Source organism: Paenibacillus sp. CF384 (assembly GCF_900106745.1).
Lineage (GTDB): Bacteria > Bacillota > Bacilli > Paenibacillales > Paenibacillaceae > Paenibacillus_Z.
Map to the genome: position 1 here is coordinate 1 of NZ_FNNV01000031.1, position 12,323 is coordinate 12,323.

Sequence of the window (12,323 nt, forward strand, 5' to 3'; positions counted from 1 at the left end):
GTAAAATCGTTTGCAGGATGGTGGTAAACATAGTAGACTTTTTCATAGGGCCGCCTCATTTCGGATGTTTGTAGGGGTACAAACACATTACCGAATGAGCGGTCTTTTTGCTACCTTTTTTTGGTTAATCAACAGTCCTGCATAAAATGCAACATTTTCAGGCTAATACGCTCATATGGCGCTCATCTGCTCAGAAATGTTGCATTTCCTGCAACATTAGCTCCCTCAGTAACCTCTGACAGCCGAATTGTTGCACTTTATGCAACAATCACGCACACTCGTTCGCTCCAAAGCCCCGCCTAAGCAGCAGATGGCAACAGAGGTTACCCTTTACCCGCGTGACAGCTGATTTGTTGCATTTCCTGCAACAATCACGCACTCGCCACGCCTAAGTAGAAGGACCGCATCACCGTATCACCGCCGGCTCGAGCCGTCCTAGCCGTCCTCATCGTCACACGCTGAATTCTTCCCGCTCCTCCAGCGAAACCCGCTTATCGCCAATGCGCACATGGATAACCGGTCCCGACTGGTTAGCTACCGTTATGCGGCCATCGCGAACTTCAACCATAAGCGTATTGCTCAGCATCGCAATTCCTTCTGCTCGTACCCAGTCCACTCCATCCGGCAGTTGCGGCGTAATCTCGATGAGCTGCTGGTCGGCATATGGTCGGACGCCTAGCATCCCCGTGACCATATTCCCGATAACGGAATACGACACTTCCGGGTACTCTCTGCGCTCCATCCCTTCGTCACACAGCGCCAACATTGCCTGATAGGCCGCTTCCTTCTCATCCGTGGCATAGTAGATATCAGCCAAATGCGACATCTCCTCCACATTGGAGACGCCGTTGCGAATGATATCCTGCACCGCCAGCCGCCGTTTCTCGCCAGACAAGATCAATCCAAAGTATACAGGCATGTATTGCGCCGACAAATAGAACCGCGTATGGTAACGACCATCCTGCAAAATAGCCGCACTGAACCGCTGCTCCGCCTCACTCCACCACTCTGCGTCGAACATACGCTGCAGCCGCTCCGCCAAAGCCATATAATGCGCCGCTTTATCAAACTCTCCGCGCAGTGATGCAATCGCACTATAGGCGGCATACGCGCCAAATTGCGCCGCAACCAGATCGCCTCCTACCTTCGGCGTCAGCGAATCCTCCACATAAGACGCAATGCCGCGCCGACCCTCACCCTTCACATGGTCGGGAATGCCGTCGCCATCGCGATCCCAGCGTTGCACATAGTCATTTAAGCTGCGCTCATAGAAAGCAACAAAACGCTCATCGGTCAAATACTCCCGATCCCCGCTCCACAAATACTGCCGATAGCAGCAGTCAATCACATCGAAGTTTGCGGGCAGGTTATACCAGAAATCCTCATCACTCGTATAATCATCCGGGCATGGAAGCCCGTCCTTCGTGATTTCCCAGTACGTACACCAATCCTTGGATTCGCTGATGTTCTCCGCAAACTTCAGCAGCATATTCTTAGTATGTGCGCCTAATCCAAGCACGGCGGCACCGGCGCTCATATGCGCCACATCTCTCATGCAGAATGCCTGACGCCCCGGCAGTGCAGCTTCATACCAAGGCCCAACCGGATCACTTACCGACGCATACGCCAGCGCCTGCTCCTTCGCCCAGCGCGCAGCAGCCTCCAGCACCTCGGACGAAGACGTCAGCTTAAACGGACTTAATACGGACATCGGACTCACTCCTTAACCGACTTTATCTCCAAGCAACCCAATCTACTTAACCGAACCTAACGTAATCCCGCCGATAAAATACTTCTGCAAAAACGGATACACGCACAGAATCGGCACCGTCACGAGGACAGTTGTCGCCGCACGCAGCGTCTGCGGAGATAAGCCCTGAAACTTATGCAGCAGCAGCTGTTGATCGCGAATTTGCTGTGTAGCCTCGACTTCCAGAAGCAGCCTACGAAGATACACCTGGAGCGTATCGAACTTCCCGTTAAAGTTATACAGAATGACATCAAACCAAGAGTTCCAATGCCCCACTGCTCCATAGATAGACACCGCGGCGAACACGGGCATCGCTACAGGAATGACAATGCGCCAATAGATGCGAAGCTCACTGGCTCCGTCAATCCGAGCCGATTCGAACAGCGCTTCCGGCAGGTCGGAGATATAAGAAGCCATGAGCAGCATGAAGTACGCATTAATAAGCCCCGGAATCCAGTACACCTGGAACGTATTCGTCAGATGCAGCTGGTTCATCAGAATATAAGTCGGGATGATGCCGCCGCTGAAGTACATCGTCATGAAGAACAGAATGCGCATAAACTTGCGGCCCGAGAATGTCCGAATACTGATGATGTAAGATAGGAGCCCTGTAACCAATAAGCAGGTTCCCGTGCCGACCACGACACGCAGAACGGACCAGCCGAGTCCTTTCAGCAGCTTCTCATTCTCGAAGAGCATGCTATAAGCAGAGAATGAAAACTTGCGAGGGAAGAAGTAAATGCCGCCGCGCGCCGCATCTTTGCCGTCATTAAAGGACAGAGCCAGCAGATTGATGAACGGATAGACAACGATAAAAGCCAACAGCAGCAGAGCAGCAACAATGAGGACATCCGCCACCCGGCTCGCAAAAGAGTTCTTGATATAAGAGGTTTCCATCGCAGGCAGTCCTCCTTCCTAGAAAATAGATGATTGCATGTAGCGCTTGGACAAGCGGTTCGCCACGATGACGAGAATCAGACCGATTCCACTCTTCATCAAACCGACGGCTGTTCCGTAGGAGTAATTCCCGAGCTGTACGCCGAAGCGATACACATACGTATCAATAACCTCGTAATGATCCTGCGTGAGCGGATTGCCGATCAAGAGCTGCTGCTCGAAGCCGGCATTCAGTATGCCGCCGATTGCGAGGATGAGCAGAAGTACGGCAGTAGAGCGGATGCCGGGCAGCGTAATATGACGCACAAGACCGAAGCGCCCCAGCCCGTCTACCCGGCCTGCTTCATACTGCTCCTTATCAATCCCGGCAATGGCGGACAAATAAATAATGGCGGAGAAGCCCATGTCCTTCCACACGTTGCTGCTAACCAGAATGGTCCAGAAGTATTTGCCCTCTGTCAGAAAGCCGATCGGTCCGTCAATGAAGCCAAGCCTGAGCAATATATCGTTCAGAATCCCGTCGCTTCCCAGCAGCGTAATGAGGATGTTGGCCACCACTACCCAGGAGATAAAATAAGGAATGTACGACAGCGATTGAATGGTCTTTTTAAAATAACGGCCTCTCAATTCATTCAGCAGCAGCGCGAGAATAATCGGGGCAGGAAAACCGACGATCAGATTTAAGAAGCTGATTACGAGCGTATTGCGCATGATTTGCAGGAAATCCGGTTCATTGAAGAAGCGCACGAAATTGTCCAGCCCGATCCAATTGGAGAACATGGAATGTCCGGGGATATAATTCTGAAAGGAGATGAGCAGTCCATACATGGGGTAGTACGAGAAGGTAAGCACCCATGCGATCATCGGAATACAGAGCAGCCAAATTTGCCGTTCACGCCGCACTCTTTTCCACAGCTGTGTCATACTTGAGCCTCCATTTCCTATGAGAAAGGGAACCGCCCCGAACAGGAACGATTCCCCCGCTTTGCGCGTCGTTACTGCATTTTAGCCAAATTGCTCTGATACTCCTTAGTACGGAAGGCTTCGATATCTTTCAGGCCAAGCTTCTCCGCTTTATCGCGCATATCGTTGAAGGCGTTAACCGCATCCTGCTCGGATTTGCTCATGACGGCCTTGGCGAAGCCGGTTTTGATCAAATCTTCAATCTGCTGATTGACGATGGTAAGCGGATTATCGACCGAGAAGACAACGCGTCTTGCGGTATTGTCATAAATCGTATCCTTCAGGTTCGTGTTCATCAGCGCTTTCCACTTGTCTTCCATGTTGAAGTTCTGATCGTACCAAGCGGTGCTCTTGTTGTCGTCACTCATGAGTCCTTGCGGATGAGCCAGCCAAATTTGATTCCAGCCCGTAACCTCATCTTCCTTCTCAAAATCAAGCGTACCCGAGAACAGCTCCTGCTTCTGCTTATCGTTGAAGGACCATTTGCCGCCTTCTTCATAGTTCCAAACGGAATCCGGTGTATTCGGAATACCCCAGCCCAATAAACGTGTGCCGATTGGCGTCATTTCAAAATCCAGGAATTTGATGATGTCTTCGGGATGCTCTTCTTTATCCGTAATGACGGTGTAATTCCAGCCTGTCGTATCTTTCGGCGACAAGTAAGCAGCTTCGGCCTCAGGCGCTTTCAAGCTGATTTGCACGTAGCGCTGCTCATCCGTCCAGCCCTGCATAGTCGTCTTCCACACCTCATGGCCGGCATTCCACGACTGCCACCAAGTCCCGATATGGCCGAGAATCCGTTCGTTCGAGAATTTGAGCTTCCAGTCATCGAATTTATTCAAGAAGCTGTCCGGATCCATCAGCCCTTCGCGGAAGAAGCGATTGTAGTATTTAACCGCCTCAAGACCTTCCGATGTATTCAGCCAGTGCGTCAGGTTGTGGCTTGCATCGTCTTTGTAGCCATCCTTTAAGCCCCAAATTCCCATTACGTTATTGATACCGACCTGATCGTTCCAGGAAATCGCGTACGTTTTCTCGCCTTGCGCGTTCTTCGGATGTTCAGCCACCATTTGCTTCAGCACATTGTAATAATCATCCGGCGTCTCGATCTTCGGCGAGCCCATCGCTTGATACCAATCCCAGCGAATATGAGCACTAAAGTCCGGAATCGGCAGGTAACCCCAGCCTCTTGGAATTCCCCAGAGTTTGCCGTCCTTGTCCAGATAGGAGCCGTATTTGGCACCGAGCTCTTTCTTGATGTTCGGGCCGTACTTATCTACCAGAGGAGCTAAGTCGATCAGCTTGCCTTGGGAACGCCATTTGTCGAGCGACTCGCTGTCAATGGAGGACATCACACCGGGGTAATCGCTGGAAGCCAGCATCAGGTTCAGCTTCTCTTTGCCATCCACGTCATATTGCGTTTTCTTCACGTCGACGTTGAAATTTTCAAGGAGGTAATCATGCATGGCGACTAGCTTCTTCGCCGCTTTATCGGGATTGTCTTTGTCTGCCGAATAGTAATCGATCGTAATGGTCTTCTCCGGAACCGCCCAGCCGAACATATTGACCTTCGGTGCAGCCGCTGCATCTGTCTCTGTATTCTGCTGCGTGTTTGCTGCTGCGCTATTCGTGTCATCGCTCGTGTTCGTATCCTTGGTATTGTCCGAGCAGCCGGCCAGCAGTCCTCCGGTTAGAAGCACCGAGCCTAATACGATAGCCGTGCTTTTTCTGAATTTCATCCTTTCATCCCCCTAACAGTGATAGTGTTTCGCTCAAGACGCAATGCTTACATGACTTATACTAGGGGACATGAAGGGAATTGAGGATGTACATATCTTCACGAGTATGTGTTATTCATCACTGGAATGACAGCGTTTACACGAGCTTCCGATATTCGCTTGGCGTGACGCCGACAACCTTCTTGAACAGCTTGGTGAAATGCGGGTAATCCGGATACCCCACCTGCTCGCCGACTTCATAGGTTTTGAGCTGTTTCTGCTGACTGAACAGCCCTTTGGCTTGCTCAATCCGGTATTCAATCAAGTAGGAGATGAACGATTTTCCTGTTTCCTGCTTGAACATATTATAGAAATGCGTGACCGATATATTGAGCACCGACAACAGCTCATCCAGCTTGAACTGCGGATCGGCGTAACGAGCTTGAATCACGGCAATGGCTTCGGAAATGGCGGAGTGTTTCCCCCAATTTCGACTGCTTCTTACTTGTCCCAGCTCATGAAGAAGCATGTCGTGAAAGTCCTGAATCATCTCCGGGAGCTGCTCCCTCCATACGAGCTCGAAGGCAAGCGGCGTGCCCCGCTCTTCCGATTGATGCCGAATGGCAGCGGCGGTGTCGAGCAAGCTTTCTTTCTTCTGCTCATCCGGCAGCTCATAGCTCAGTATCATCCTCACAACCTCTTCGGCCGCCGCTTTCACGCCGGGCTCGTCCACCTTCCAGATCAGCTCGAATAATCCGCCGGATGCCTGCAGGCATTGGAGCATCAGGTTGTTCTTCGTGCGGCTGCATTCGATCTTCTCCCGATGTTTCTCATAGAGCCCTACCATGAGTTCCTTCACGGCAGAGACGCGAATCGGCTTTAAAATATAATCGGCTACTCCATAGCGCAGCGCTTCCCGCGCATAATCAAACTCCCCATAACCGGATAGGATCACGATCTCCGGCTTCCAGCCCTTCTCGTGTATAGCGCGAATCAGCTCCAGCCCGCCCATGACGGGCATGCTGATATCGGTAATGATGACATGCGGCTGTTCCCGCTCCGCCAATTCCAGCGCTTCTTGACCATCCATCGCATCCCCCACAATTACGAAATCGGGATGCGTGTCGGTTATGATTTTGCGCATGCTCAGCTTGATCATCGGTTCATCATCAACCAGCAAGATGCGGTAGCTCATCGTTCTTGTCCTCCTTAGATTGGGCCTGCAGCGGCAGCACCAATTGAATCGTCGTTCCGTTCTCGTCCGAGGCGGCAATATACAGGCCATACGGTTCTCCGAAGAGCATCCGCAGGCGTGAATGCACATTATGCAATCCAATTGACAGCGAGCCCGGTTGCGGGCTGAAGCGGCTCGCTGCATCGGTTTCGTTTTGCAAGAAGACTGTATTGTATCGTTCCATCGTTTCAGGCGGCATGCCATGTCCGGTATCTGTGATCTCCAGCACGAATCGATTGTCATCGACGATACTGCCCGCAATTCGTATTGCGCCGGGACGGAGTTTATGGCGTTCATAGCCATGCTTGAAGCAGTTCTCCACAATCGGCTGGAGCGTCGAACGCACGGCCGGAATCGAAGCCGCTGTTGCACGATCGACGTCGATCCGATACGTAAACGTTGGATAACGCTCGGATTGAATCGCCAGATAAGCTTCGATATGCTGTAATTCATCGGCCAGAAACACGCCGCCGTTCGGATTCTGCACATTGTAGCGGAACATGTCCCCTAAGGAAACAATCATATTGCTGATCTTCTCGTTCCCTTCCACGATGGCGTTGGAGTTAATAAACTCCAAGGTGTTGTATAGAAAATGAGGATTGATCTGCGCCTGCATCGCATGCAGCAGCGACTCCTTCTGCTTCACTTCAAGCTCTTTCTCGCGAAGCTCGGACACATGCACGATTTCGATGAGCCGTTTGATTTCCTCGACCATTTTGTTAAAGCCTCGGTACAAGCTTCCAATCTCATGTCCGCCGCCTTCACTTGGAGCTTTCGCGGTGAAATCACCCATTTCTGCGCTCTTCATGAGCTGCAGCAGCTTCACCAAGGACTTGGTAATGGAGTAAACCACTCCGCTGGCAGCCAGCATGGAAAGCAGGAAGAGCAGCACCAGCACGACAATTGAAATTCGGCTTACGGTGACGATGGATTGATTGAGCTCCGACAACAGCACCTCCGAGATCAACGTCAAATCGGTACGGTCTGAACGTATAAACACGACGAGCTTCTTCCCTTGATCCGTATTCATCGTAAAGGTGCCGCTTTGCTTCGAGCCCATCTCCTTCAGATAATTAGCCGGGACTACCTGCGACAGATGGTCATCCTGCGGATGATAGATGACTTGATTGGCGGAATCCGCCACCCACACAAAGCCTGTCCGCCCAAGCTGCACCTGCTGAATGATATGCACCATCTCGTCGCGCTTAAGGTCCACGATGAGCATCCCTTGCTTCATCGTGCTTTGCGGCGGATTAAATTTCATCGCCATTGCTACGACCCTTGTGCTCGGCGTCCCTTCAAAGCCCATGATGCGGAATTTGCCCGGCGACTTCAGCCGTTTGAGATAGAAGGAGTAACGCTGTTCCGCGAGCATGAAGCTTGAGCTTGAGGTCGCTTTAATGCGGTCGGAGATCAGTGAGATCCCCTGGATATCCTGCCGATTCATGACGATCTTGGCAAACAGCTCTTTCTCGATCCGATAAGAAAGCTCATATCGCTTAATAGGGTCATCGTCCTGATTGTTGAGGAATGCTCCTGTCAGGTCGCTCGCCAGCATCGGCAGCATGGTCCGCTGCACTTCCGTAAAATACGTCTCCAAATGCTGATTGACCTGATTCACCATCTGGATGCTGGAATCTACCGCATTGTTCTCAATGACCTGATAGGTCCGCTCATACCAGATCCAGCCGAGAATCGGCAGCGGAAAATAGAGAAAAATCATAATGAAAAGCAGCTTCTTCTGAAGTGAAACAGACTTCAAGCGCTTCATAGGTAACCCTCCAATAAGCAATGGCTGTCGCCGTCGTAGTCGCTGATCGCGAGATAAGTCGATGAAATCAATGAACGAGGAACGATTAGAATTTGAATATAATCGATAATCTATGAAAGCGCTATAACAATTCAATTCGCAGCAACTGGGCATAAATGGAATGTTCGTCGCCCCCTATCCATACAATGATGGATGAGTCAAAAGTCTGCGCGCTGCCCTGCGGCAGTGCCGCTCAAACGGTGGGATGAGCTGAAATGGCAGATACCCTAGTGTTGTTCCCGCATTGTGCGTGGGGGGACTTCCCTTATCGTCCAATGATCGAGTCAGCCGGCCGCGGGCGGGCTGTCTATGTCGTAGCTTCGGCGGCCGCAATGGCAGGCGCACCGGAAGGCTATCGCGCTATCGCACCCGAGACGCTTGCTGATATTCCGTGGGCAAGTACGGCAGCTGTTGTTACCCATCCCTGCTGGATTTATGAAATTGCCGGCAGACAGCCGGAAGCTCTGATCATGCTTCTCCCCGCTGAGCTTGAGCAAGGGGATGAAGCTTATTTGCACTGCCGCGACGCCTTGTGCGCGTCGGCTTCGCTTGTCGTGGCCGGCTCGGAGCCGTTCTACTTCGAGCAGTGGTTTCGGCGCGACCGTGTCTTCATGCAGGATGGCATCGACACGGCGGCGGACGGGATTGCCGAGGCAGCCGTAAGGGATGCGATTAGCGGCAAGGGAGTTGCCTCGCTGGCGAAGCTGCAGCTGCTGCGCCGATGTGATTTTCGCGAGGAGCAGTTGAAGCTGCTGCTGCCTTCGGCCATGCAGACTTTTTTTCAAACGGTTTATTCCTATTTGCTTGGTGACGCCGATAAGGCCGAGCAGTTAGGTAAGGCGGCGTTCGAGCGGGCGATCTTCACGGGCGATTCCGGGGCGATTTCCACTTATTTTCGCTTCTTATCTGCCGTAAGGCTGCTGCAGGGGCGGCTGTCAGACGCAATTGATACGTATGGAATCAGTGCGGTAACCGATCATGAGCGTGACGCCTTCTCGGAGTTGGTTGAGCTATTAGCCAGCGGTAGGGATAAGCTAGCTTCGGCGCTGCTCTATCGGCTCAATGACGATTACCGGCATGCCGCTGAATTATTGCTACCGCTAGTTGGGGGTGCTGGCGTGGATCCCAGTGTCCGAAGCCGCGCTGCGGAACTCTTAGTTGAGGTTTATATGCTGAGCGGGCGGCCTGACGCGGCTTTGCCTCTGATGGAGGCGCCGCCGCGCAGTGTGCAAGCCCGATTGAAACGACTGCAGATTGAAGGTGCCGTGCTTGCGCTCCAGGGTGAGCGGCATGCTGCCGTACACGCGATGCTGCAGGCTGCAATGACCGGCATGGAGCCGCTGAAAGCCATAGCGGAACTGGCGGCCGTCGACTACAAAGCCCATCAGCTGGCAGAGGGGGAATATGCGTGAGCGATGCACCTCGACCTCGACCGCTTCGTAAGGCAAGCGGCAATAAACTGACGGCGATGATGCAGGTTCGCAATGAGGCCGGTCGTTATCTGGAGGCCGCATTGGCAGACTTGTCCGGCTTTGTCGACGAGATCGTCATCGTCGATGACGCCAGCGATGACGGAACGCCGGATATTTGCAGCGCCTTCCCTAAGGTGAAATTGCTGGTGCGGCTGGAAGAGCCGCTGTTCGGGCAGGAGGCGCGGCTTCGCCAGCTGTTATGGGAAGCCGCCTTGCGGACAGAGCCGGACTGGCTGCTGTCTATCGATGCGGATGAATTCTTCGAGCAGAAGGCAAAGACGCAGATAAGGGCACTCATTGACCAGGATCGGTACGACTGGGTAGCTTTTCGCATGTATGATTTCTGGGGCTCGCTCGCCTACTATCGGGACGACCCGTTATGGCAGCTTCATAAGCGGCATACGATGATGCTTGTCCGCTACTTGCCCCTCTATTCCTACTTCTATCCGGCTTGGAATCACCATGTACCGCGGCTGCCAGTCACTTGCTCCGCACTGACAGGATTCCAATCCGAGCTGCGCGTCAAGCATTACGGCTGGGCTGGCGACGAGGCGCAGCGGAAGGCCAAATACGACCGCTATATGCTTAATGACCCCCTCGGCAAGTGGGGCAGCTTGGAGCATTACGCCTCCATCCTCGATCCCCACCCCCATCTTGTGCGCTGGCAGGAGGACGAGGAAGGCGGTGGAAGAAATTGAGGACCGTTACGATTTTGACGCACAGCTACTTGAACGGTTATTCGGAGGGCGAGGCTTATTCGAAGCCGTTCGGAGGCGGCTTGGAACGATATATTTTCGACCTGTGCGGGGTTATTCAGGAGCGAGGATGGCGAGCTGTCGTGTATCAGCTGTCGTATTTTCGCAGTTTTGAAACGACCTATAACGATGTGAGCGTGCGGGGTTTTGCCTATGAGCTGAATGATATTGCCGGAGCATTCGAGCGGATGGCCGCTGAAGCTGAGGGGCTTATTATTTATGGGAGCTGCCTGTGGCATCCGATTCGGTATGTACCGGGCAGTATCGGTATTTGTCACGGCGTCAGCTGGGATTGGCATGATATGAGCGAAGTGGTCAAGGCGGATGTCGCCGTTATGATTCAGCGGGCGGTCAACGGCTTGGAACGCATCGTGACCGTCGACTCGCATTTCCAAACGTACTGCCGCTCCTGCTGCTCCTATGATGATGCCGAGCGGCTCGAGCTGCTGCCCAATGCGGTGGATACAGCGTGGTTCACGCCGCGGGGCGAGTTGGAGGATGATGCGGTGGATGACGGACCGGAGGGTGATAGCCCGGAGGATGTGGCGGAAGAGGTTGTGCGGCTCGGAGTCGTTACTGAGGAGTATGCAGAACGGATACTGGAGGAGCGAGTTGATACGTTAGCGTTGGCTGCCGAGGCGGGAGATGGAGCGGATGATTGGGCATCAGTGTTAGAGGCGGTTATGGCTGAGGTGGCAGATAGCACACAATTAGAAGCGGTTATGGCTGAGGTGGATAATGATACACAATTAGAAGCGGCGAAGGCTGGGGCGGATGATGGTGCACAATTAGAAGCGGCGAGGGCTGGGGCGGATGATGGTGCACAATTAGAAGCGGCGAGGGCTGGGGCGGATGATGGTGCACAATTAGAAGCGGCGAGGGCTGGGGCGGATGATGGTGCGTCAGTGTTAGGAGCGGCTGGGAACGCTAGTGAGCCGATTAAGGCTGCCATCCACCTCATTCATCTGCCGGAACTTGTTCCCGGGAGGCTTCGGCTGCTCTATCCGAGGCGGCTGAGCTACGAGCGCGGCATCGTGCCGATGATGCTCATTGCCGATCGACTGCTGGCTGAGATGCCGATGCTGACGGTGGAGTTTGCCGGCGAGCTTGTCGAAGGTACGCCGGTGGCGCTCGCTTTCTACACTTGGCTGAAGAGTCACCCTTACCGCGATCGGATTGAGCATCACACCTATGCTTTTTCTTCTGTGCGGGATGCTTACCGAGCGGCGGATGTCGCTGTTATTCCAACCGTCTATTCGGAGGGAACCTCCCTCTCCTGCCTAGAGGCGATGAGCTGCGGCGTTGCCATAGTCGCCACCAATGTCGGCGGCCTCAACGACCTTATTACCGACGGCTTCAACGGACGCCTCGTCCCTCCAACCGAGAATGCGCTGTATGCCGCTGTGCGCGAGCTTCTAATGGATGAGGATCTGAGACAGCGGTATGGAGCGGATGCGCGGCGCACAGCCTACGCTTTCGATATCGGAAGATGGCAGCACCGATGGGGTTTGTTATTGGAGGAACAGTTCCAGCGGCGGGACGCTGGCAGCTGAAGTACGTGTACACGCACCCTAAGGGTAAATGAGAAAAATGTTGCAAAATATGCATCATTCATCCGGCCCATAGGCTAATTACTCACCAATGCTGCACAACTCTCCAACATTTTATAGAGATATCGCCGCGAAACCGCTATTTTGGGCGAAAATGTTGCATAACGCGCAGCA

Annotated in this window: 9 protein-coding genes; 3 read left to right on the top strand and 6 right to left on the bottom strand. The window is 53.1% G+C overall.

All coding sequences use genetic code 11. The annotated features are described in order from the left end of the window. Positions 1-451: 451 nt before the first annotated feature. The 6 genes from BLW29_RS29880 to BLW29_RS29905 all read right to left on the bottom strand — a co-directional run bounded on the left by BLW29_RS29880 (position 452) and on the right by BLW29_RS29905 (position 8,333). Positions 452-1,711, bottom strand: coding sequence for a glucosidase family protein (locus tag BLW29_RS29880; protein WP_090986573.1), 1,260 nt, complete (start codon positions 1,709-1,711; stop codon positions 452-454). 42 nt (positions 1,712-1,753) lie between these two features. After that, positions 1,754-2,647: a carbohydrate ABC transporter permease gene (locus BLW29_RS29885; protein ID WP_090986575.1), complete on the bottom strand. Its 894-nt coding sequence runs from the start codon at positions 2,645-2,647 to the stop codon at positions 1,754-1,756. Positions 2,648-2,665: 18 nt separating this feature from the next. Next, positions 2,666-3,571 carry an ABC transporter permease gene (locus BLW29_RS29890; RefSeq protein WP_090986577.1) on the bottom strand — a complete coding sequence of 302 codons (906 nt, stop codon included), beginning with the start codon at positions 3,569-3,571 and terminating at the stop codon, positions 2,666-2,668. Positions 3,572-3,642: 71 nt separating this feature from the next. Beyond that, positions 3,643-5,349 carry a sugar ABC transporter substrate-binding protein gene (locus BLW29_RS29895; RefSeq protein WP_090986579.1) on the bottom strand — a complete coding sequence of 569 codons (1,707 nt, stop codon included), beginning with the start codon at positions 5,347-5,349 and terminating at the stop codon, positions 3,643-3,645. Positions 5,350-5,485: 136 nt separating this feature from the next. Next, positions 5,486-6,523, bottom strand: coding sequence for a response regulator transcription factor (locus tag BLW29_RS29900; protein WP_177186863.1), 1,038 nt, complete (start codon positions 6,521-6,523; stop codon positions 5,486-5,488). Further along, entirely contained in the window at positions 6,498-8,333 is a 1,836-nt protein-coding gene (locus BLW29_RS29905; RefSeq protein ID WP_177186864.1) for a sensor histidine kinase, read from the bottom strand. Before BLW29_RS29905 ends, BLW29_RS29900 begins: the two co-directional genes overlap by 26 nt. A gap of 254 nt (positions 8,334-8,587) precedes the next feature. Between BLW29_RS29905 and BLW29_RS29910 the strand changes: the two genes are divergently transcribed. From BLW29_RS29910 to BLW29_RS31965, 3 genes are read left to right on the top strand one after another with little or no spacing between them, the layout of a single operon-like run. After that, a complete protein-coding gene (locus BLW29_RS29910) occupies positions 8,588-9,784 on the top strand; it encodes a hypothetical protein (protein ID WP_143044479.1) in 1,197 nt (398 codons plus the stop codon). Further along, complete coding sequence (locus BLW29_RS29915; RefSeq protein ID WP_256209064.1) at positions 9,781-10,542, top strand: glycosyltransferase family 2 protein; 762 nt, start codon at positions 9,781-9,783, stop codon at positions 10,540-10,542. The genes BLW29_RS29910 and BLW29_RS29915 overlap by 4 nt, the downstream gene beginning before the upstream one ends. Beyond that, positions 10,539-12,152: a glycosyltransferase gene (locus tag BLW29_RS31965; RefSeq protein WP_256209065.1), complete on the top strand. Its 1,614-nt coding sequence runs from the start codon at positions 10,539-10,541 to the stop codon at positions 12,150-12,152. The genes BLW29_RS29915 and BLW29_RS31965 overlap by 4 nt, the downstream gene beginning before the upstream one ends. The last annotated feature ends 171 nt before the right edge of the window (positions 12,153-12,323 follow it).